Below are 22,728 nucleotides of genomic sequence, written 5' to 3'. Positions count from 1 at the left end.
AATTACAACAAACATATCAGTAGATTGAAAGTAAAGAGCTTCTAATCCGGAATTACGCTTATAATCACCATTAACACTATAAAAAAAAAAAGAATGAACACAAAAATAGTAATGATTTCAAGTTGTATTTTTTTAGGTGCTCTAGGAATCACTTTCACGTTTATACCTGATGAAATTATCTCAGGTCTGAGCGCAACACCAAACCCAATATCAATTTTGTCACTACAATTATTAGGTGCACTTTATCTCGGATTCACAATGTTGAATTGGATGGCAAAAGGATCTCTAATTGGCGGCATTTACAATAGGCCTATCGCTATTGGGAATTTCATGCATTTTGCAGTTGGAGCATTAGCTCTAATTAAAATAATTACTAAAATTCATACCCATTCAGAAATAGTTATTTCGTTAACTGTAGCCTATTCCGTTTTCGCAATACTATTTGGTTATGTCTTAATAACTAATCCATCCAGAATAGAAAAAAAAGCTTAAAAATTATGACACTTAAAAATGCAATTAACTTTTTTGAAAGTTTAGAAGCTGAGACAAATAGTAAATCTGAGAAAAAGGTTTACCAAGAATTTATTCAAATTATAAGTAGTGTACAAAAGAAAGATTTACCTGAAAATGATATTCAATCTATAGAAACAGAATTAGATAATCTTAATTTTAAATCGAACTCTGTGAACAGAAAAAAATATTACAAGAAAGCGATTAATGATTTTAAAAAATATTTAAAAGACACATTTTCCTTAACTACAAAAGGGTATTACACAACTTTATATGGTGGACTAGGATTAGTATTTGGTTTACTATTTGGAGTTGCAATTTTATCTAACATAGAACGCTCGTTAGGGATTTCTATAGGTTTAATTGGTGGAATGGTCATTGGTTCAATTATGGGTCGTAGCAAAGATGCTCAAGCTGAAATCTCTGGAAAGATGCTCTAATTTAATGATTTCTATACTTAAGACGCATATAGTTTATGACGGGTGAAAGGCTGCCAGCAAGTTTTTCTCTCCGTGGCGAACTTTAGCTCCGATGGACAGAAAAGTGCTTCAAAACGTATAAAACACATATTTATACTGTTATACAAAATTAAAGACAACAAGAATGAATAAAAGCAATAAAATGACAACAGGATTAAAAATAGCATTGACAATGGGGTTCATTGTTTTCTTTCAAGAATTCATACAAGCTCAGATAAATCAAAATCAACAATTTTTACAAAAAGTGGGTGTTGCGGATAGCCTCTATTCTGAAATACTTGATGAGTCAAGAAAGTTTTATGTGCAAATACCCGCTAACTATAATGCAGATAAAAATCAAAAATACCCCGTAGCATTTATTTTAGATGGAGAAATATTTCTACCTACTGTAAACGATGTTCAAAATTATTATAGCGGTGGTTTTACACCCGATATGGTACTTGTGGGTATTGCTAATGATAAAAACAGGATTCGAGACCTCACTACTTCCACCATAACCACCAAATATGGTATGCCCTTCAATGAAAAAAACGGAGAGGCAGACAATTTCAGGAAGTTCATTGAGAAAGAGCTAATTCCTTTTATTGAAAGAAAATATCCAGTCACTAATTACAGAACCCTGATTGGTCATTCCTATGGAGGTTTATTTACGATTTCCACACTACTTAATCAACCCGATTTATTTTCGAATTATTTAGCCATAGATCCAAGTCTAGATTGGGACAATCAAAAGCTATTGAAAGAGGCTCAAGACGTATTTGCAAACCAGAATTATACAAACAAAGCCTTATTTATATCATTGAGTGGACAACTACATATGCAGAACTCGCAAATAACGATAGACAATGTAATGCAAGACACCACAGACTATACCTTATTCCCAAGGTCTAATATTACCTTCTCAAATATAGCTAAACAAAATGCTAAGAACGGTTTATCGCTAGACTGGAAATTTTATCCGAACGACATCCATGGCACAGTCCCTTTCCCTTCAATTATGGACGGGTTAATTTCGCTATTTGAATGGTATCAAATGGAAAATACTGATAAAATAAATTCATTTGACACCCCAAAGGAAGAACTTTATAGCATCATAAAATATAGAGAGAAAAAGCTCAATGAACATTTTGGATATGACAAACCGCCTTACCCTGAGGAACTCCTAGCTATGTCAGGTTATATGAATATGGATATGCAACAAGCTGAAAAAGCGAAAATGTATTTCGAATTGGCTATTGAGTACTATCCGAAAAGTGCAAATGCTTATGATTCAATGGCTGATTATTATGAAGCTCAAAATGATATTTCGAATGCTTTAAAATATGTGCAAAAAGCTGATGAAATAAGTGATAACGATCACTACAAGAAAAGAATTGAAGAACTTAAAAGAAAATAACTAAGGCTAATCTTTTTATTAGCAATGGAAGTTGATGCAGTAAATATTAAGGTTTGTAACCCGCTCAAACTGTATAGTAGTTTGAAACGGAAAAGCCAGCATTCAGCCTCTACTCATACAGTATGCCGTTGTAACACATAAAAACAGATATATTATGAAAAAAAAGATTTTAATCATTTCACTAATGATGTCCTCTACTTTTTGTTTTTCGCAAGAAATCAAGACCTTATTTTCATCAAATGATAGCAAAAAAAACCTATCCTTTGGTAGGTATGGTGGGCCACTAATTGAAACTACTCAGATCAACAGCGATTGGGGACTAACGATAGGAGGAAAAGGGGGAGTTATTATTAATAATAAATTTGCTTTTGGGGGAATTGGAAAGCGTTTAGTTAGTAAAAACAACTTCTTAGGAAATAACTTAAATGGGAATGAAAGTACTTCTTTGACTTTAAATTATGGCACTGGAGGAGTTTTTGGAGAATATATATTTAATATGGTGAGTCCTGTTCACTTTTCTATTCCTATCAATCTTATGGCTGGAAATGTATCTATTGAAGAAAATAATGTTGATATTGAATCCTCTACCCTATTCATTTTTGAACCAGGAGTTAATTTAGAATTTAACTTTTCGAAATATTTTATTTCAGCAATAAGTGTATCTTATCGACAAGTATTCGGAGGCTCCTTAGTAAACCTTAATAATCGAGATTTATCTGGATTAAACATTGGTCTAGTGTTCAAATTCGGAAATTTTTGAAATATATGACAACTATGGTAAAAAAAAACTTAGCTGTCCTGTGTGACAGCAAAGCTTTTTAGCCAGAACCTTGGCCTCCTTAGTTGACACGAGCTTTCAGCTCGTGTCATCATAACCATCATGACCATTCAATAAGTGAACATAATTTAAAACTTTCTTTAAAAGAGAATGTCATTTTTGGCCTTAAGTCGTATTTCCACGATTAACAGCATCTAAAATAGCTAGCAAGGATATGACACTTGGCCAAGGTTGGTAAAGAAACAAACCATGTCGTGGGCTTTCTTTCGTTACTCAATGAACGAATAAGTCTAAGAATTCAATGATAGCATCAAAAGTTTTTGATTGAGGATCTACAAAGAAGATGCTTTAAATCCTACCAAAAGCATCCTTACCTTTTTGGCAATAGCTATGCACGAGGTGTTAATTCAAAATCGATATTCAATGACTTCTTTAAAAAGCCCTAAGCAATGACACCCAAAGCCTGCGTGAAGAATAATCAAATTTAACCTATCTCATAAGGTACTAAATATCATTATTAAGTACTGAATTTCATTTTAGGACGATTCACCTTCCTTTTCACTCCATCTTTACATTATCAAATCGATAAAGCAAAGTGAAGAATCATTAGATGATTCATTTCCCCTTTAAAAAAATGGACTAATAATAACGGGAGATACTTTGTGAAAATAGGAATTTAAAAAATGAAATTATGAAAAGGACATTATTAATCTTGACATTGTGCGGACTAACTTTTATCGCCAAGTCTCAAAATACTAGCGTTGAACAATCAACATTCGGACTACAAACTGGAGTTTTAGGAATCTGGGCATATAATGAAGTGAAACTTTCAAATAGCATTGCACTGAGAACAGAACTTGGGTTTGATTTTGGTATCTGGGAAACTACTTACTATGATGATTATAACTCTCCGTTTATCCTCACCCCTGTAATAGTTATTGAGCCGAGGTTTTATTACAATCTCAAAAAACGCTCAAAGAATTCGAAAAGAATTGATGGAAATAGCGGCAATTTTATTGCCTTAAAAACTAGTTATCATCCCGATTTAGCCCTGTTCAATACTGACGATGCTCCTGTGGTAAGTGATTTCGCCATTATACCTACATGGGGAATTAGAAGAAATTTAGGAGAGCATTTCAATTATGAAGCAGGTATCGGAATAGGATACAGTTTCACATTTGCTAAGCGCGCAGGTTATTCTGAAGACAAAGGTGGACTAGAACCAAATATGCATTTGCGCATAGGGTATAAATTCTAACATAAGCAATAATTATTCTTAAGACTTTCTGCCTAAGGTAGGGAGAGATTTATAACAAATAATAAACACATGAAATTTAGAATTTTGATTTTGATACTTTTCTGCACATCACAATTGCATGCCCAGATATATACTATCAGTGGATATGTGAAAGATGCTAGATCGGGAGAAGTATTGATCGGAGCAACAGTGGTTGATAAGAACCAGCCTAGTATAGGAATGGCTGCCAATATATACGGTTATTATTCCTTTGAATTACCTAAAGGAGAGTATACGCTGAAAGCGAGCTATGTGGGGTATGCAATCAACGAAGTAACAGTAAACGTCACAGAAGATATTTCAATAAATTTTAGTTTGGAAGAGGAAGCTTCAAGACTGGAAGAAGTAGTAGTGTCTGCAACGCGAAGTGATGAAAATGTTAGTTCAGTAAAAATGAGTACTGAAAAACTTCAAATTCAAAGGATTAAATCAATACCTGCTCTTCTTGGTGAAGTCGATATAATTAAAAGTCTACAATTATTACCGGGCATTTCTACGTCTGGGGAAGGCACTTCCGGCATGTTTGTAAGAGGAGGAAGTGCTGACCAAAATTTAATATTATTAGATGAAGCTACTATCTATAATGCCAGCCACCTTCTTGGCTTCTTTTCTGTTTTCAATCCCGATGCAATAAAGAATGTAGAGATTTATAAAGGTGGAATCCCTGCAAAATATGGCGGTAGAATTTCTTCCATATTAGACATTCAAATGAGGGAAGGAAATAATCAAAAATTGCAAGCATCTGGAGGTATTGGTAGTATCAGCAGCAGATTGACAGCTGAAATTCCTGTTGTAAAAGATAAGTCTTCTTTGCTTTTATCGGGAAGGAGAACTTATGCTGATATATTCCTAAATTTTCACCCAGATAAAGACGTAAGTACTAGCACGCTCTATTTCTATGATTTCAATACGAAATTTAACTACAGGTTTAGCGATAAGGATAAAATTTTCGTTTCTGGTTATTTTGGTCGCGATAAATTGGGTCTTGGAGATTTATTCGGTTTTGACTGGGGCAATGCCACTTTTTCTACCCGTTGGAATCATCTTTTCAATGAAAAATTATTTCTAAATACTACTTTACTCTACAGTGATTTCGACTATGGGTTCGATATAAGTTCTGCGGGATCAGGCTTCAATTGGAATTCAGGCTTAAAAGAGTACAACCTAAAACTTGACTTCGATTATTTTCTAAATAATAATAACACCTTGTTTTTTGGTGCTAATGTTATAAACCATGTATTTGCTCCTGCTGAAATCAAATCGGAAGATTTCAATGTTCAGGACTTCAGTCTCCAAAATGATTATGCATTAGAAACAGCACTTTATGTGAGTAATCAGCACACCATCAATGATAAATTGAGTTTGGAATATGGTGTTCGGTATTCCTCATTTGCAAAGATTGGGCCTGATTCGGTATCTATTTATGAAGAAGGTCTAAGAAAGAGTGCAGAGAATCAAATAGGAACTGAGGTTTTTGACGAAGGTCAGCTCGTTCAACATTATGGTGGATTTGAACCGAGATTAGGAATTAGGTATATGGTTAATTCCAAGTCTAGTTTGAAAGCTTCTTACAATAGAATGCGTCAATATTTGCAAGTGGCAACAAACGCAACTGCCGGTTTTCCCACCGATCGATGGATCCCTGCTGATTATCATATCAAACCTGTAATTGGCGATCAAGTCGCGGTGGGTTATTTCAGAAATCTAAAAGATAATGCATGGGAAATCTCAGTGGAAGGGTACTATAAATGGCTTCAAAATGTGGTAGATTTTCTTCCTGGAGAAGACGTTTTACTTAATGACAGAATAGAGACCGCAGTAGCAGATGGAATTGCATGGTCCTATGGAGCGGAGTTCATGCTGAAGAAAAATATTGGAAAAACAACAGGTTGGTTAAGTTATACTCTTTCAAGAACTCAAAGACAAATTGAAGGTGTTGCAAGCGGAGATCCTTATTTAGCTCGCTACGATAAGCCGCACGATATTTCATTAGTTCTATCGCATAAGTTTTCTGAGCGCTTGTCCTTCTCTGGAAATTGGATATATGCAACAGGTGCAGCTGTGTCATTTCCAGAGGGAAGATACAACATGAATGGACAGAGTATTCCTTTTTATGATGATAGTAAAAGAAATACTAGCCGGATGCCTGACTTTCACCGCATGGATTTAGGGCTAACATATGAATTGAATAGCAGGTGGAAGCATTACAATCATGAGCTTACATTTTCATTTTATAATGTTTATAACCGCCAAAACCCCTTTTCAATAGAATTTAGAGAAGTCACTAATGAAAATCCAAGGTTTGATCCAGTGCAAGATGGACCAGTAACCAGTACTAGACCAGCCGCAGTGAGAACTTCATTATTTGGAATTATTCCTTCCGTAACCTATAATTTTTCTTTTAACTAATGAGAGCAAATAGAAATAAAATATTGAGTGTACTTTTTGCAGTTCTACTTAATTGGAGCTGCCAAAACATTATTGATTTGGACTTAGAGCAATCTGACACCAGGTTAGTAATTGAAGGCGAAATCCTTGATAAAAACACGATTAAGCGAATCAGAGTATCGCAAAGTTTAAATTATTATGATACTGGTAGAATGAACCCAGTTACAGATGCTGACATCAGTTTGCTAGATGAAAATGATAATCTGATTAGTAGCTTTTTTTATAATACCCAGGATAGCATCTATCAAACACCCGATTCCTTGACTTTGGATGTTGGATCAGCGTATAAAATTCAAATAGAAGCGAATGAAGAATTATTGGAAGCAACAGGAAAAATCTTAGAAAACCCCACTGTAGACTCAATTTATTATTTGTCTGATCAAGAGCTGATGGAATTGGGACAGCCAGTATTCGAAGAGGGTTATTTTCTGTTTGTAAATGGTAAACTGAATAATGAGGGTGTGGAGTATTTTAAATTAGATATTTCGGTAAATGATACACTTCAAAACTCAAGAGACGATATTTCGAATTCAATTTTGACTTCTGAGTTATTTGGAAAGGAATTTCAAGGACTGCCCATTCCTGGTTCTTTTGAAGAAGAAGATGAAATCTTTTTAGAATTTTACGCCATAGAAGAAGATGTTTACCAATATTATTTAGAATTCACCAATCTACTTTTTAATGACGGGGGCGTATTCAGTGCACCACCGGTGAATCCTTCTACGAATATTAATAATCTCACAAATCCTGAAAATAAACCGTTGGGCTTTATTCAGTTTAGTTCAGTACAAACGAGAAGTATTATGATTAAGAAAGGGGATTAAATGCATTTTAGTCTAACATCTGCCAATCGAGTAGAAAAATGCTATTCAAAAATGAATAGAAAAGTAGGTTGCAATATATAAATCAGAATAATTACAGTTTTTTTAGCTCAATTGATTTGAATTATCAGCATACTAAACTTAAAAACAATTAGTCAATAGTAAACAATAAATAAACAAAAATTAAACATGAAAAATCGATCAATTCTATTTACCTCAGTAGCTTTGTTGTTCATCCTTAGCTCGTGCGGTGTCAGTCATTCCTTTATGCTGAACCAGAACCAAAACACTACCCAGGTACATCTTGGCAGTAATAATTTCAGTGTGGTAGAAAAAGTAAGCGGTACCTCTGAGGTATCATATGTTCTGGCCATTGGTGGGCTTAACAAAAGGCGACTGTACCAAGATGCTTACAGTGCCATGGTAAAAGATGCAAATTTGACTGGTTCTAAGGCCTTAATAAATATTGTGACCGAAGAACATATTGGTGGGTTTCCTCCATTTTTCACGAAACGAACACTCACTGTAAGTGCCAACGTAGTTGAATTTACAGATTGACCAGTAAACAGATAATGTCTTAGTTTGAAAGTATAACTATTATAGCTAGCAGTAATTGCTTGTTCTCGCCTTGTTTGGAATTCCTTGCAGAATTTTCAGCTTGGTGAGTACTTGCAAAGTTAAGTAGAAATCCACGCTACTGCTCATAGCAGAGAACGTTAGTAGGAAAATAGGTTAATGACTTATATTAATTCAAAAACAACCTTCTAAAAAAGTCCTTAAATAGCGGTAGACCTAGTCGATGAAGTACTTGTGGTTAATGTTTATATTACATTTACTGAGTTGTTAGGCTTCATTAAAAACAACTAATAACCAATATAATTTTTATTTTAACGTATTTAAATTCAAAAGAAATCAATGAAACATTACATCTACTTATTAGTACTTATCGCATCGATTTTAATGGTCAATCAACCTGCAATTGCACAAACAACTGAGTCCCAAACAGAGCAATTTCAAAATCGAATAGTCGATTCCATATTTTCTAAAACTTTGAGTGAAAGTCGTGACTTTTGGGTAAGATTACCAGATAATTTTCAGCCAGATAATGATGAAAAATATGCCGTGATTTATCTAATGGATGGATTTTCACTAGAAAGCACTTTGGAAGCTGTTTACGGTAATTACTGGGGGCATTACCTGCCCCATATGATACTTGTTGGGGTTTCTAATCGCAAGAACCGAACAAGAGATTTAACTACTTCGCAGCTAAAAATGAGACGCGGGAGTGCATTTGATTATGAAACTGGAGGTGCAGAAACCTTTACTAAATTTATGGAAGAGGAACTCATCCCATATATTGATAGTAAGTATCCAACCATGAACTACCGCACATTAATTGGTCATTCCCATGCAGGGCAGTTTACCATAAATATGTTGGTTAACCATGCACATCTCTTTCAAAATTATATAGCCATAGATCCAACTTTGGATTGGGACAACCAAAAATTATTAAAGCAAGCTAAAGACAAATTTAAAACGGAAGATTACAATGGGAAATCGCTTTTTGTTTCACTTGCTGCAGAGATGTTACATATACAAAATGAAAGTATAACTATTGATAATGTAATGAGTGACACTTCAGAATTCTCATTGCCTGCACGTTCTATAATAGAATTCTCCCAACTTGCGAAGAGCCAAAATCAATTAAACTTTTCATGGAAGGTTTATCATGAGGATTTACATGGTACTGTACCGCTACCAACAATAAGAGATGGGCTGATTTTTCTTTTTCAATGGTATCAGTTCAAATCTCCTCAAAAATTTAATAATCCAGAAACACCTATAGAAGAATTGGTTTCGCTATTGAAGGAGCAGGAACAAATCTATACCGAACATTTTGGTGTTCCCACTGCACCAATGGTAGACGAAATGTTAAATGGCTATGGCTATATGAATATGCAAATGGGACAGCCTGAAAAAGCTTTCATGTTTTTTGAAATGAACATTAAACAAAATCCAAATAGTGCAAATGCCTATGATTCGATGGCTGAGTATTATGAATCTCAAAACGACAAAGAGAATGCCTTAAAATACTTAAACAAGGCCTTTGAATTAAGTGGTAAAGATTACTATAAAGAAAGAATTGAAGCGGTAAATAAAAAATAACGAAAGGCTAACAACGTATATAAAAATAGTAGTTTATTCGCTTAAATAAATGAATATCAATAAATTATAGGTCATTTGAAACTGAAAAAATAGTGCGTAAAATCCGCTAGTTTTCATATACAAGAACGTTAGGCCAAAAGAGCACTGCGCTTATATCTAATAACTAGAGGCTAAAGGCAATAATTGCGTTTATTCAATTGTTAGCAAACATTAAGCAAAATGCAGTAGCAAAATAGTTTCTGAATTTTTTTACTCAAAAAACAAAAAATATGAATGAAAAAGAATTACAAAAAATAGGTGGGGCTTGCGCAATTTTTGAGGGACTTATATATATCGTTGCCTTCATTATTTACGGAGCTATACTAGTATATCCAGATGCTACTGCCAGTGCAAATGAAAGACTTAACTTCCTAACAGAGAATCACCTGACTTTTTCATTATTGACTTTTACCAGCTATATTTTATTTGGGATAGTATTGGTAGTATTGGTTATTGCAATCTACCATCGATTAAAAACTTATTCACTAATTAGTTCACAAATAACATCTGTTTTTGGTGTAATTTGGGCTGGGTTGGTTATTGCAGGTGGGATGATAGATAATATAAGTCTCAACGCTATCATTGAAATGGGAAGTAAAGAGCCTGAAAATGCAATGTTAGTTTTTTCCGCTACTAATATCATTACAGAAGGGCTTGGTGGTGGAAATGAAATAGTTGGAGGAATTTGGGTATTATTATTAAGTCTAGCTGCCTTGAAAGGGCATTTGTTTTCTAAACCACTAATTTTTTTGGGTATTCTAGTTGGAGTAGCAGGAATATTAACAATTTATCCATTAGATATTTTTACAGAGGTTTTTGGAATTGGTCAAATATTTTGGTTTTTATGGATTGGAATATTTATGATACGAAATCCATTGATAGAAAAGACTAATTAAAACGTTTGCTAACACTATATATGAAATCATAGCTCCCTTTCGGTCGCTACGCTTCATATACTCACCGTTGGCATTTATTAAAACGAACTATGAGAATCACTTTAATATTATTTGTATCATCCATTTTATTAAGCTGTTCTAGTGAAGCTCAAATTTATCCAGACATAAATTGGGCAACTCATCAAAATCCGGTGGAAGCAGGTTGGGGTGATGCAGATAGTAGAACTTTCACTCGCTATATAATTGATAGCACCTATATTACTGGACTGGTCATTATTCATAAAGGACAGGTTGTACTTGAATTCGGGGATTTAGAAGAAAACAGCTATATCGCATCATGTAGAAAAAGTGTATTGGCTATTCTTTATGGGAAATATGTGGAAAATGGAGTCATTGACCTTGATAAGTCACTTAAAGAATTGAAAATTGAAGACCATACTCCATTTCTTGAACTTGAACAATCAGCAACTATCAAAGACTTAATATCAGCACGTTCAGGAGTTTTCTTACCTGGCTCAAATGGTGGTGATTTCAGAAGACTTGCACCTGAAAGAGGATCTGTTAAACCCGGTAGTTATTGGCTATACAGTAATTGGGATTTTAATTTGGCCGGATATATTTTCGAACAAGAAACGAATCGAAATATCTATGATGAAATAGAGGCACAGTTAGTAGAACCTCTTGAAATGCAAGACTGGGAGAGATCTTTGCAAATAAAAAATGGGAATCTGGAAGTGTCGAAGTTTCCAGCCTATCATATATGGTTATCAACAAGGGATATGGCTCGTTTAGGTTTGTTGATGTTGAGAAAGGGTAAATGGAAAGAAAAGCAAGTTGTACCACAGAATTGGGTAGAGGAAATGATTACTCAAAGAACCTCTTATCTTGAAGCCCAGAAAAATGCACCTGTTCTAAAAGAAGACGGCCTTGATCTTGGATATGGATATATGTGGTGGTTAATAGAAAACACAGAAGACGCTAGATTAAAAAATGCTTATTCAGCTCAAGGTGCATTAGGACAAAACATTACTGTATATCCAGAAATAGATGTTGTCCTAGCTTTTAAAACAAAAAGCGATTATAGACGGAGAAATAGCATTCAAACACAAATGAATGTGATTAGGAAGGCTGTTGAAATCTACAATCCAAATTAAAAAATAACCCTAAGACTATTATGAGAATAGTAAATTACATAATGATTTTAAGCATATTTATACTAGCCTCTTGTAATCAAGCAAAAAAGCAAAATAGTGATTTTACGAAAGCTGCTAAAACGGCCGAGATTGATACAGAGGAACTGGTGGCCATGCTGGATACCATTTGGAGGACTGAACAGGAACCTATTCGAATAAGGGATTCTCTGGGCAAAGTATATGGTTATGAATGAGAAGAATTTCAGAAGCAAAATGAAATATACCATAGAAACCATGATATAAACGAAAAGAAAATACTTTAACTTCTGTAAAGTATGTGCCTTCACAAACATATAAAAATTAACAAAATGAATAAAAATATCATTGCAGTACTACTTTTACTGATAGGTCTTAATCAGGTAAAATCACAAGATGCTGGACAAATTGTAATCGGTACAAAACATTCACTTAGGTCTAATATCTTGAATGAAGATAGAGAGTATTGGGTTAGTATCCCTGATTCATACCATGATAAAGCATCATCCCACAAGAGATACCCAGTGCTTATTGTACTTGATGGAAACTCGCACTTTAAGCCCATAGCAGGAATCGTAAACTACATGAGTTCTGATGCGTACAGAAGCTTGACAATTCCAGAAATGATTGTGGTGGCTATTCAAAATGTTGATAGAAGAAGAGACTACACGCCAGACAAAGTCATTACAGTTAGAGAGAATAATACAGGTGGCGGAGATAGCTTTCTGAGTTTTTTGGAAGAGGAACTGATACCTGAACTAGATCAAAAGTTTAGGACTAGTCCATATAGAATGCTTTTTGGACATTCCTTAGGAGGTTTGTTGGCCACTCATACCTATATGAAAGAAAAGACAGTTTTCAATTCATTTATTGCAGTTGACCCAAGTTTTGGGACATGGGATTCAGAAACCATGGACAAAAAATTAGATTCACTGACAGAACGACCATTTGAAAGATTTATTTACATAGCCACTGCCAATTGGGGCAAAAGGAACATCAGAAATCGTGATCGGCATGTACGGTTATATGAAGCATTGAATAGCAAATGCAAAGGCGAATTGCCTGCAAAATTAGAATACTTCGATAATGAAGACCATAGCTCAGTTCCAATCATTGCTTTTCATAATGGAATCTCCGCAATTTTTAAAGGCTATGGGATTTCCTATCGTGATGTGAAAGATAAAGATCAACTAATTAGGCATTTTCAAACACTTTCTAAGCGACTTTCATGGCACTTCCAACCTCCTGAGTATCTTGTAAACCAATTAGGTTACAGAATGATACGAAGTGGAAATGATAAAGACAAAGCCAAGGCATTAGAATTCTTCACATTGAATGTAGAAAACTACCCTAAATCATCTAATTCCTATGATAGTCTTGGAGAAGCTTATGAAATATTAGGTGATACTCAAAAAGCCATCGCAAATTACGAAAAATCTCTTGAGCTAAACCCTAGTAATGAACACGCCAGAGTGAAAATAAAAGAATTAAGCAATAGAAAATAAATACGATTGGTAACATCCGCTTTAGCAAATGCGGGATAACTTGTGAAAGTAATTGCAAAAAAATAAACTAACCAGAAAACTAAATGCCAGAAAATTTATCGGAACGTAAAGAAGTCTGGAAAACGATCTTTCTATTTCTCGCTCTCGTATTTGCGCTTACTTCACCTTTCCATTATGCCATTGTAAAATTATATCCATCGCGGATATATGTTGGAGCAATCATGTGGTGTCCTGCTATTGCTGCATTTATCACCTTAAAAATAAAAGGGCGTAAAATTTCATCTCTGAATTGGAATTGGGGAAATTGGAAATATATCCGATGGTCTTATTTCATTCCTGCCTTATATGGGTTAATCACTTATATACTAATCTGGAGTTTCGGATTTGGAAGTTTAGCCAATGAAGAAGTAATTTTAGACTGGGGAAAAGAACTTGGTTTGTTTGGAATAGGAACGTTAAATCCAACGGCAATAACAATAATAGCCATTATTTTAATAGGTACTGTAGAAGTAATAAGAGCCTCAGCAACAACTTTAGGAGAAGAAATTGGATGGAGAGGCTTTTTTATCTATGAATTGAGAAAGGTACTTTCATTTACTGGTGTATCTATTTTTAGTGGATTTATTTGGGCTGCTTGGCACTGGCCGCTGCTTGTGTACTATAATAATAATGTGCTATTGGAATTTATAACATTCTTCATAGTAATTATTTCTATGTCATTTATTATGACATACTACACTTTTAAATCTAAAAGTCTATGGCCAGCAGTAATTTTTCACGCAGTGAGCAATGTGTATATTCAAAAATTATTACCCCCTCTAACAATGAAAACTGTTGGAACTGAACATTGGCTTGGTGAAAACGGAATTATGTTTGCAATTGTGACTTTCGTTTTTGCAATTTACTTTTGGAGAAAAGCAATTAAAGATAAATTGTAACTGAAAAAAACAGGGCCTAATCGAGTCGGCCGTGAGCCATAAGCCCACAGTGCGCCTAGCACCCTTTGGAATGATATGGTATCTTCGATACCATTGGCCCATACTCGGCACACACACTAAATATAGGTCATTGAGCAGATGGTGCTAAAATCGAAAATGATTACATTTAAGAAAATATTTAGCAAATTGGTAATTTGAAGCTTTGTGTTTGTAAAGGCACATACTTTACAAACAACCTGAGGATGACATAAAACCTAAGAAATATTGTTTTAATGGTTATTAAATAAGGATTCGGAATGAACTCATGGAAAACAAATTTGTAGACTATTTTTCAAGAATACCTGCGCTTTCAAAAGAAAAGGCAGAGGCCATTGCCGAGAGTATGCAAACAAAGCAATTCTATAAATGTGAGTTCTTGGTACAGTAAGGACAATTTAAGGATGAATTGTAGGCTTTCTATTATCTGTTCTTAAATGAAATACGATTTAGCTCGCTTATACAGTTATAATCACATTCCCTCGTTTATGTCCCATTTCCACATATTCATGTGCTTCCGCTATTTTCTCCAAGGGATAAACTCGGTCAATGACAGCTGTGATCATGTCTTGCTCCGCCAAGGATTTTAAATTCATGAATGCTTCTTTAGGAGTTAATGGCGTTCCATGATCGATGGAGATGTATTTTCCTTCAGATGTCACTGCTTTTTTACTTGCTTCTTTGAGTGCCGAAGACTTATTATTACCTACGGCATCAATAACATATTTGTATGTTGAAAGTTGCGATTCGGCATTATCTACCCTATAGTCAATCACTTCATCGCTACCCAAAGACTTCACTAAATCAAAGTTTTTGCCGCTGCAAACACTTGTAACGTGCGCCCCATCATGCTTTGCCAATTGAATCGCCATGGTTCCAATACTACCCGAAGCGCCATATATCAGTACTTTGTCTCCATTATTAATCGAAGTCTTCTTCAATAAATGAGAAGCAAGTAATCCACCATAAGGAATGGCTGCTGATTCTTGAAAACTTCTGTTGTTTGGTTTGTGTGCAATGTTCCAGTCCTGAGGCAAGCAGATGTACTCTGCATAAGAACCAAAATGACGTTTTGTTGGTGAAACTGAACCATATGCAAATACCTCATCGCCTACATTAAACTTGCTTACTTCCTTCCCCTTGGCTTCAATAATACCCGAAGACACCATTCCCAAAATTGGGTTTCTTGGTTTACCGAAACCAAAAATCATCTGTAGAATAAATCTCGAAACCGCTGGTTCGTTCAGTCTTCGAATAAGAACATCGCTGGTTGTTACCGAGGTAGCTTTAATTTTTATAAGCACTTCATTATCCTTTGGTGTTGGCTTCTCAAATTCCGTTAATACTAAGTTTTCAGAACCCCCATACTTTAAACATTCAATTGCTCTCATAATTTTATTTTTTAGTGTATCATTATGTTAACAAAGTTATTAATGGTGCATTTCAATTTCATTGACTTGGGTTAAGAAGTGCAAGACTCTAATCTATCTCTCCCCGACCTAGAGGACATGTACTTGCATTTTCTTAGAAAAACTTTTTCTTTTAGGACGCACTCATTGATTAACGGGGTGGCCTGAAAGAAAAAATTACCTTCTTTGAACGCTTATCTTCGATGCTTGAATGCCTTTTTTCCTCATTATAGTATTGGAAACTGACCAGGTCAAAGCGAACCTGCTTCTAGCGACACCTTGGTTTAAACTTGCTTGTAAACCTATGTGTCGGCAGACAGATTTTCTACATGTCAAATCAGTAAATTTAATAGTCTTTAAAACTAAACTTACTGTCGAGTTTTTTGGGGAGACATCAGTTTGTCTTTATAGAAGGACGGAAAATTGATAATGTAACACTAGACAGATTTAATGAGAAAGTAAGTGGTAGGACTAATGTGAAAGCCTCAGCTTTGAGATCTGCTAAAAATCTTTGAATAGAAAAATAGCTAATCCTACCTCGCTTGACTAAACTGATGGGTTTTAAGAATTAGCATAAATAGATTTCCCCAATCCAAATTAATGACTAGGTTGCTTTCAATTTATTAATTAAAGAAAAGTTTAAGTATTTTGCTTAGAACTTGACTTATAGCAGCACAAACTAATGACCGAAAGCGTAATAAATTATTTTAAAAAGATTACAAATCTTTCATCTGAGGAGAGCAAAATACTCTCCGAAACTATGGAGCTAAAGACTTTCGAGAAAGGAAGCTTCTTAATCAAAGAGGGGCAGTATGAAAACGAGAGTTTTCTTGTAATGAAAGGGCTGGTTAGGCAATATAAAAATGTTGATGGCAATGAGGTTACCACTAATTTCTTTACAGAAGAACAATGGATAATCAATTTTGAAACGGTGGAAGGTAAATCAATTTCCAAGTATAACTTGTTATGTGTGGAAGATACCACAGTAGTCATTGGTGATGAGGAAAAAGCCGTTAAATTATTTCAACAGTTTCCGAAATTCGAAAGGGTTTCTCGCCAAATAATGGAAACCGTCTTTAAGGAGCAACAAGAACAGATGGTCTCTCATCTTACTGATAAGCCAGAAAACCGATACTTAAAGCTTTTGGCTGCAAGACCAGATATTTTCCAAAGAGTAGCACAATACGATATTGCCTCATATATTGGGGTTAAACCTGAATCACTCAGTAGAATAAGAAAAAAATTAGCGCAAAAGGATTAATCTATAGCGCTACTCTTTTGTCTGAACCATTGAATAGAATATCCCACAATAAAAATAGTAGTGGCTATTTCTATCACTGCGAAGAATAAATAATAGCTTGTAAATGTCCCAACAAATAAGGAGGCTACCGTGGCTAAAGTCTTTACACTACCTGCAAAAATATTGGCTATTGCATTTGCTTTTCTTTTCAATATTCTAGAGAGCAAAACCATCACAATAGGAATCTCCATTAAGATTCCCGCATAAAGTAGGAAGGTTTCATCAATCACCATTCCTTCTACTTTTCCCGTTAAATACTGCTTTAGCAGACTTGAATCCATTAAACCAATTAAATCACAATACAAATAATTTAAGGTCACAAATATCCAAAGGACGCTTAAGAGTTCTTTTTTATTTTTCATTTCTTTCCTTTTTAGATTTCACTTTCCATTTAATAGCGTCTATTGTTATGAAGGTAGTAGCAGCAATTTCAAATGCCGAAAATACAGCATAATGTGGGGTGGGTTTCCCAATAAATAAAGTACTAGCCTGCACCAAGGTCATCACTGTGCCTGAGGCTATTTGCACCCAACGCAAGGTCTTTTCATCTTTTATGAGGTGAGGTAAAAACACATTAGATATTGGGATTTGCATAAAAACGGCTGCAACTGATAAAAATTCAGGTGTAATCTTGGTTCCTTCTACTAAGCCGGCTTCATATTGTGCATGAATATTGGCATCCATCAAACCTACTAAATCTGCATACAAGTAATTCAAAGAAGCGAATGCCCACATACTTGAATATAGATTGCGCCTGTTTTTAAGAAAAGGTTCTGATTGCAACTGATTTGTAAGCTTCAGATTATTATTAGCTTGAACTATCATCGCACTTGAAACTCCCACTTCCAAGTTTAAATTATCCCATGTATTCGACTGGTATTGACTTTGAAAATCCTTTTTCTTGTTCCATTCTAGCTTATCAGCTAAAAAAAGCTTCTTCTCGAATTTTAAATTGTTCTTAAATTCAAAATTACTAGGAATACTATGTCGATTGAACTGTACAGCCAATCTACCCTCCTGAGCAAAACATGATAGGTTCAAAAGTATTCCGCTCAACATTAAAATGATCTGTTTTCTGATATCCATTTTCTTTTTACTTTTATGATAGTACAAAGTAAATCTGCTGGGATATCATTATCATTGACTTTGGTTAAGAAAGGAATTACTAAACCTAAACTTTTTGGTACTAGATAAAGCCAGTAATTAACAATAGCTATTCGGAAAACCATTCGCCTATTAAGAAAGTATGGTCCCCAAAAAAATCATTGTATTGGACGCACATCTAATGTGCTTGAATGCCCTCATTGCTCAATATATCATTATAAGTTTTACTTCAGTAGTAAGTTAAAGGTCAATTAAAGTCCTTTTGTGGTAGATAAACTTTATTCAGAGGACACATCAATAATTAAAAACAAATGGTTCAAATCTTTAATCTAAAACGCAAATCTGGTTCAAATCTTTAATCAGATTGTGATGCACAATTATAATATGTAAGACCAATAATCAATCAGTTTAGACCTGATAGGTAGTTTCAACTCCTGCTTCACTACCTTTCAAGTTACTGCATCTATTCAGATATCCTCATCGCTTTTTATAAATGCCAAAAATATTTCCTATCATTGCTAACTAAAATAAATACCCCTTTTCTATTAAGATGAGAACACTCCTCCCTATTTTACTAATATTTAGTTCATTTGTGACTTCCTGCAAAGACCAAGAACTTCCAACTCTTCTGGAAGTAGATTTAACTATACTTGAAAAACTCGATTCGATCTCAGCAATAGAATTTGAACAAGAGCGAAAAGACGCTACTCAAGAATTCTGGAATGAAATGAAAAACAACAACAGCATTCCCTATACAAAAGATAGTCTTGCCGTTTTCTTTTATTTCGGAGATGCTCAAGAAGTGAGCTGGAATGGAGATTTCAATTCATGGTCTCAAGACCAAAGTTTTAAGAATGACGGAACAAATATAGAAGGTACCAAATTATGGTATTGGTCATCGGTATTTCCTAAAGATGCCCGTTTGGACTATAAAATTACTGTAAATGGTAGTAATTGGATTTTGGATCCTCAAAACGAGCACCAGCAGTGGAGTGGTTTTGGACCTAATTCTGAATTAAGAATGCCCGAATATGAAGCTGAGAGTGCTTTAGAAACTGCTGCAGGAATTCAAAGAGGAACGGTCGAGTCTTTTCAAATTTTCAGTAACCAATTACAGTATGAAATTGCATACCAAGTTTACTTCCCTGCAGATTATGAAAATTTGAAAGACCTTCCTATTATCTATGTCACTGATGGCCATGAGTATAGCGATGAGAAATTAGGCAATATGATTACAGTACTGGATAACTTGATTGCAGATGAATCTCTACAGCCAATTTTGACTGTATTTATTGATCCACGAGATCCGAATAACCTGAATACAAACCGCAGACAATCCGAGTACCCTATAAATGTAAATTATCTGGATTTTGTCACTGAGGAACTGATTCCTCAAATTGATACACAATACAAAACCGATTCTCAAGCTGACAAAAGAGCTATTCTAGGCACCTCACTTGGTGGAATCAATTCATCCTATTTTGGAGCCAAAGCCTCTCAGCATTTCAAAAATATTGCTATTCAATCCCCTGCTTATTGGTACCGAGCCAATCAGATTTATGATATCGTAAAAGCAGCTGAACATTCTGATACTAAAATTTTTATGACTGCTGGCACCTTCAATGACGGGCTTGAAAATGCAATAAAAATGAAAGAAATCTATGAATCTAAAGCTTTAAATATTGAATTGATGACTGTTAATGAAGGTCACAGCTGGGGAGCTTGGGCTGCCCAATTAGATGATATTCTAGTCTATTTTTACGGCAAAGAGTAAGCTCAAAGCGAGACGAAAAATATTTTAAATCTTTAGCGTCTCTGCCATCAGTTCATCAGCTTGGTCCCAATCCATATTTACAATGGCAATAGAGTATAAGGTTGGCATCATCTTCCCATATTTTTCGCGTAGCAGCAAATCGATATCATTAAAAAGCAAGCCCTTTGTTTTTCCTATAACTAAGGTCTGCGGGTGAGTTTCAAAAGTACCGTCTTTCAAGCGTTTACGCATTTTAGCCTTTTCAATCATTAAAGCATTCAGGATAAGCTTCTTTTCGATTAACAAATCAGTAATTTCAATTGCTTGTTCCTCATTATCGGTTACAATGTGTATAAGTACCATTTTCCACTAATTTTAGGCTAACTATTTATTTAAATAAATTCTAAATAAAACGGATATTTATACATTTTGTTAAATACAACTTGAGAAATCTGTCCACCGCATATTTCAAATTATCCTCCCCAATGGGATTTAAAGATTGTTAAATCTATCCCAAAAGCTAGTTTCATGTCATTTCGAGTCATACAATTGCTATTGAGCTCCTTCTTTACATTACTATGGTATTTATAAATTAGCCTGAATGATTTCAAAAATAAACCGAAACGAAATGTCGTACCTTAAATCCCTTATTGGTTCAGTGTTTCAACTTGCAAGACTCCAGTATGAAAATCAAGGATAGTTTGCTGAAATAATAAAGTGAATTTTGCCTGCTCTAGATTAGCCTGTGCCGTGATTAAAGCTTGCTGTGCAATTGATAAGTCTGAAAGATTTGCTATTCCTTCCGCATACCGCTCATTTTGCATCTTATAGGCCTCTTGAGCAGAATTCAATACTGATTCACTCACCTCAACTCTTTTAACAGCTGCATTGAAATTTAAATACGCATTTTGTACATCTTGAAATATGGTTCTTTTAAGGTCCTCCACATCAAGTCGGCTATTGGCCAATTCTACTTGTGCTGTTGCAACTCTTGATTTGTTCACGTAATTACTGAATAAAGGAATACTTAAGTTCAGTCCAACAGTATTATTGGGGTATAGATCAAATAACTGTTCACTAATACCAAGCGAATTCAAGGAGCTATATTGTGTCCCATATTGATAAAAAGCTGATAAGGTGGGCAGATAATTTGACTTCAAAAAATCAATATTTGTATCGGTCGCCTGGCGCTGCAAATCTAGTTGCTTTAGATCTGATCTATTTTGAATGGCTAATTCAAACAATTCTGATAATTGGTAAGCCTCGAGTGATGTACTTGCTGATCCAAAAGCTTCGGACACTTCATAATCTTCTAATAAATCAAGCTGTAAAGTCTGTGCCAGACGTGCCTTGTCCAATAAGTAAGTATTCTCTGTTTCTATAAAAGATAATTCCAATTGGTCTAAAGTAGCTTTTTGTGCGAGAGCATCTGCTTGGGGTCGTAAACCCGTCAAAACAAAGCCTTTTATTCTTTCTAGCTGATTTTTCTGATCTTGAATTGCATTGGAGGAAATCTCCATCAACTTTTTATCAAGTAATAGTTGCAAATATTGTTGTGCGATGTCAAATACTACTTGCTGCTTACTTCTTTCAATTGCACTCCTTTGAGCTTGATAGTTTAGATCGGCCATTTTGATTTGATTAAGTCTACCAAGTCCTCGGAAAATATCAACAGAAGCAGAAAGGTTTCCTGACAATCGGTTCGCCTGAACATTATTAATCTCAAAACCATCTTCCACCAGCTGAAACTGTTGCCCACCTTGACGCGCTGCTTGAACATTAGCTGAAACCGAAGGTAAAAAATCAATTTTCGATTGCGTTTCCTGCATAGAAAGAGCATTCAATTGATTCACATTCTTTCTCAATGCTATATTTTGTTCTAAACCAACTTTTATGGCCTCCTCAAAAGTTAATATTTTCGTGCTTTCTTGCGCTTGAAGTGAAGAACAAATTAGTAAGAAAGGGATGATTATAATTCGTTTATAGTACTGCATTTTTCGATTCATTCAAATAGTCTTTAGTAATTGCGCCATCTTCCAATTCGATTATCCTAAAACCGTATGATGCATTCTCTTCTGAGTGTGTTACTTGAATAATAGTAGTTCCTTGAGTGTTAAGCTCTTGGAATAATTCCATTATAATTTTCGATTGAGAGGAATGTAGATTCCCGGTGGGTTCATCTGCTAGTAGAATTGCCGGTTTTCCAATTATAGCGCGTGCAACTCCCACCAATTGTTGCTGCCCTCCCGATAACTGCTCTGGGAAAAGATCTTTCTTAGCTACTATCCCAAATCGATCCAGGACATCAGCAACCAGGCTTTTTCGTTCAGCAGATTTCACTCCACGGTACAATAAGGGCGTTTCAATATTTTCATATACTGTCAACTCATCGATAAGGTGGTAGGCTTGAAAAACAAAGCCAAAATACTCCTTATGGAGCGTTGATTTCTTTTTGTCATTGAGCGAATGAATCACGCTACCATCCAAAAGATATTCCCCTTGAGAAGCATTATCTAATAAACCGATAATATTCAATAGCGTAGATTTTCCAGCACCACTTGGTCCCATTATGGTCAGGAATTCACCTTTTTCAACTGTAAGGTCTATGCCTTTCAATATAAATTGTTTGCTAAATCGATTTGAGATTGATTTGTCAATATCTGAAAGTTGTATCATCTCTATAT

22 protein-coding genes are annotated in these 22,728 nt (G+C 34.9%); 16 read left to right on the top strand and 6 right to left on the bottom strand.

What is annotated here, in order from left to right; all coding sequences use genetic code 11:
• Positions 1-93 precede the first annotated feature (93 nt).
• From AAC601_RS02550 to AAC601_RS02485, 14 genes are all read left to right on the top strand, one after another.
• Positions 94-492 (top strand): hypothetical protein, encoded by a 399-nt coding sequence (locus AAC601_RS02550; RefSeq protein WP_340152393.1) that lies wholly within the window; start codon positions 94-96, stop codon positions 490-492.
• A 5-nt stretch (positions 493-497) separates the two neighbouring features.
• The gene (locus AAC601_RS02545; protein WP_303268071.1) at positions 498-950 is read left to right on the top strand and encodes a hypothetical protein; all 453 of its coding nucleotides are present in this window, start codon (positions 498-500) and stop codon (positions 948-950) included.
• Positions 951-1,113: 163 nt separating this feature from the next.
• Complete coding sequence (locus AAC601_RS02540) at positions 1,114-2,385, top strand: alpha/beta hydrolase-fold protein (RefSeq protein WP_340152392.1); 1,272 nt, start codon at positions 1,114-1,116, stop codon at positions 2,383-2,385.
• A 154-nt stretch (positions 2,386-2,539) separates the two neighbouring features.
• Positions 2,540-3,145, top strand: a complete 606-nt coding sequence (locus tag AAC601_RS02535; RefSeq protein WP_340152391.1) for a hypothetical protein — start codon at positions 2,540-2,542, stop codon at positions 3,143-3,145.
• Between the two features lie 709 nt (positions 3,146-3,854).
• Positions 3,855-4,421 (top strand): hypothetical protein, encoded by a 567-nt coding sequence (locus AAC601_RS02530; RefSeq protein WP_340152390.1) that lies wholly within the window; start codon positions 3,855-3,857, stop codon positions 4,419-4,421.
• 69 nt (positions 4,422-4,490) lie between these two features.
• Entirely contained in the window at positions 4,491-6,869 is a 2,379-nt protein-coding gene (locus AAC601_RS02525) for a TonB-dependent receptor (protein WP_340152389.1), read from the top strand.
• Complete coding sequence (locus AAC601_RS02520; protein WP_303268066.1) at positions 6,869-7,732, top strand: DUF4249 family protein; 864 nt, start codon at positions 6,869-6,871, stop codon at positions 7,730-7,732. Before AAC601_RS02525 ends, AAC601_RS02520 begins: the two co-directional genes overlap by 1 nt.
• Positions 7,733-7,918: 186 nt before the next feature.
• On the top strand, positions 7,919-8,287 hold the full coding sequence (locus AAC601_RS02515) for a DUF6567 family protein (RefSeq protein WP_303268065.1): 369 nt from the start codon (positions 7,919-7,921) through the stop codon (positions 8,285-8,287).
• Between the two features lie 357 nt (positions 8,288-8,644).
• Positions 8,645-9,895: an alpha/beta hydrolase-fold protein gene (locus AAC601_RS02510; protein ID WP_303268064.1), complete on the top strand. Its 1,251-nt coding sequence runs from the start codon at positions 8,645-8,647 to the stop codon at positions 9,893-9,895.
• A gap of 269 nt (positions 9,896-10,164) precedes the next feature.
• Entirely contained in the window at positions 10,165-10,830 is a 666-nt protein-coding gene (locus AAC601_RS02505; RefSeq protein ID WP_303268063.1) for a hypothetical protein, read from the top strand.
• An 89-nt stretch (positions 10,831-10,919) separates the two neighbouring features.
• Positions 10,920-11,984, top strand: a complete 1,065-nt coding sequence (locus AAC601_RS02500) for a serine hydrolase (protein ID WP_303268062.1) — start codon at positions 10,920-10,922, stop codon at positions 11,982-11,984.
• A gap of 20 nt (positions 11,985-12,004) precedes the next feature.
• On the top strand, positions 12,005-12,217 hold the full coding sequence (locus AAC601_RS02495) for a hypothetical protein (protein ID WP_303268061.1): 213 nt from the start codon (positions 12,005-12,007) through the stop codon (positions 12,215-12,217).
• Between the two features lie 114 nt (positions 12,218-12,331).
• Positions 12,332-13,504 carry an alpha/beta hydrolase-fold protein gene (locus AAC601_RS02490; protein ID WP_340152388.1) on the top strand — a complete coding sequence of 391 codons (1,173 nt, stop codon included), beginning with the start codon at positions 12,332-12,334 and terminating at the stop codon, positions 13,502-13,504.
• A gap of 83 nt (positions 13,505-13,587) precedes the next feature.
• A complete protein-coding gene (locus AAC601_RS02485; RefSeq protein ID WP_340152387.1) occupies positions 13,588-14,442 on the top strand; it encodes a type II CAAX endopeptidase family protein in 855 nt (284 codons plus the stop codon).
• 494 nt (positions 14,443-14,936) lie between these two features.
• Here the strand turns inward: AAC601_RS02485 and AAC601_RS02480 are convergent, their stop codons facing one another.
• The gene (locus tag AAC601_RS02480; RefSeq protein WP_340152386.1) at positions 14,937-15,869 is read right to left on the bottom strand and encodes an NAD(P)-dependent alcohol dehydrogenase; all 933 of its coding nucleotides are present in this window, start codon (positions 15,867-15,869) and stop codon (positions 14,937-14,939) included.
• Positions 15,870-16,569: 700 nt separating this feature from the next.
• Here AAC601_RS02480 and AAC601_RS02475 point away from each other — a divergent pair.
• The gene (locus AAC601_RS02475) at positions 16,570-17,148 is read left to right on the top strand and encodes a Crp/Fnr family transcriptional regulator (protein ID WP_340152385.1); all 579 of its coding nucleotides are present in this window, start codon (positions 16,570-16,572) and stop codon (positions 17,146-17,148) included.
• On the opposite strand, the gene AAC601_RS02470 is transcribed toward AAC601_RS02475, so the two are convergent.
• A complete protein-coding gene (locus tag AAC601_RS02470; protein ID WP_340152384.1) occupies positions 17,145-17,549 on the bottom strand; it encodes a DUF6326 family protein in 405 nt (134 codons plus the stop codon). The two genes, AAC601_RS02475 and AAC601_RS02470, sit on opposite strands and share 4 nt — an antisense overlap.
• Positions 17,539-18,273, bottom strand: a complete 735-nt coding sequence (locus AAC601_RS02465; RefSeq protein WP_340152383.1) for a DUF6326 family protein — start codon at positions 18,271-18,273, stop codon at positions 17,539-17,541. The genes AAC601_RS02470 and AAC601_RS02465 overlap by 11 nt, the downstream gene beginning before the upstream one ends.
• 568 nt (positions 18,274-18,841) lie before the next feature.
• On the opposite strand from AAC601_RS02465, the gene AAC601_RS02460 reads away from it, so the two are divergent.
• Complete coding sequence (locus AAC601_RS02460) at positions 18,842-20,065, top strand: alpha/beta hydrolase-fold protein (RefSeq protein WP_340152382.1); 1,224 nt, start codon at positions 18,842-18,844, stop codon at positions 20,063-20,065.
• A gap of 24 nt (positions 20,066-20,089) precedes the next feature.
• Here AAC601_RS02460 and AAC601_RS02455 read toward each other — a convergent pair whose 3' ends face one another.
• The 3 genes from AAC601_RS02455 to AAC601_RS02445 form a co-directional block, all read right to left on the bottom strand.
• Entirely contained in the window at positions 20,090-20,407 is a 318-nt protein-coding gene (locus AAC601_RS02455; RefSeq protein WP_303268053.1) for a hypothetical protein, read from the bottom strand.
• 284 nt (positions 20,408-20,691) lie between these two features.
• Complete coding sequence (locus AAC601_RS02450) at positions 20,692-22,038, bottom strand: TolC family protein (RefSeq protein ID WP_340152381.1); 1,347 nt, start codon at positions 22,036-22,038, stop codon at positions 20,692-20,694.
• Positions 22,025-22,720, bottom strand: a complete 696-nt coding sequence (locus AAC601_RS02445) for an ABC transporter ATP-binding protein (RefSeq protein ID WP_303268051.1) — start codon at positions 22,718-22,720, stop codon at positions 22,025-22,027. The genes AAC601_RS02450 and AAC601_RS02445 overlap by 14 nt, the downstream gene beginning before the upstream one ends.
• Positions 22,721-22,728 lie beyond the last annotated feature (8 nt).

The sequence above is a fragment of the uncultured Marivirga sp. genome (assembly GCF_963974845.1).
GTDB classification, from domain to species: Bacteria; Bacteroidota; Bacteroidia; order Cytophagales; family Cyclobacteriaceae; genus Marivirga; species Marivirga harenae.
Note: the sequence above shows the minus strand (reverse complement) of the source record. Positions and strands in the feature narration are given on the sequence as shown.